This window comes from Lentiprolixibacter sp., from assembly GCF_982873095.1.
Genome location: NZ_CEYNTP010000191.1, coordinates 5,047 through 5,686, shown reverse-complemented (window position 1 = coordinate 5,686; position 640 = coordinate 5,047). Strand labels below are relative to the sequence as shown.

Annotated in this window: 1 protein-coding gene and 1 pseudogene; one reads left to right on the top strand and one right to left on the bottom strand. The window is 48.1% G+C overall.

Annotation, left to right across the window (positions count from 1 at the left end; all coding sequences use genetic code 11):
• Window positions 1-362: DUF4174 domain-containing protein (locus AC4E7D_RS10995; RefSeq protein WP_490173844.1), on the top strand; the 362-nt coding region annotated here is incomplete at its 5' end.
• A gap of 3 nt (window positions 363-365) precedes the next feature.
• Here AC4E7D_RS10995 and AC4E7D_RS10990 read toward each other — a convergent pair.
• Window positions 366-640: pseudogene (locus tag AC4E7D_RS10990) on the bottom strand (kynurenine 3-monooxygenase); the annotation flags it as partial.

The following is a 640-nucleotide window of genomic DNA, read 5'->3' as shown; positions in this document are numbered from 1 at the left end:
CACAGTCGCTCTCCTCACTCAAATGGAAGAACAGGATCCTGGTCCTGATGGATCCTGATGGGGAGACTATAGCGCGGGACAAACAGCTTTTAGCATTCCGGGAACTGGATACAGCTCTTACGGAAAGGGACCTCCTTATCTTTTGCTACAACGGGAAGGCATTGCTTTCGCGCGATCTTGAGGCCAGCCAGTATCGCCTGCCAGAACAAATAGACAGGAATTTTCAGGGGGTGATCCTGCTTGGTAAAGATGGAGGGGTAAAACTAAAGGCGGCTTACCCGGTTGAACCCCAGTTCATATTTACTCTTATAGATGGCATGCCCATGCGCAGGGCAGAAATCAGGAAATCTAAAAAGTACTGATGCTTACTTTCCTGATGTTAGTTTTTCCAGTATAAAATCCTCTACTTCTTTGCTCTTCCAATTTTCTGAGATATCAGGGAGCTTCATGACCTCCGCCATGATGGCCTCCTGGGCATCACCTACAGAAAGTGCTTCGGCATAGGGTTGGTCTGAAAAGGTAACCCGGGAGTAGGCAGGTACCCAGAGATCCGGGTGGTGGTTGGCAAACCGTTTTTCTATTTTCTTCTGAAGCAGGAAGACGGGATCAGCCGTTTTGGAGCTCATTTCTATAAAGTTCC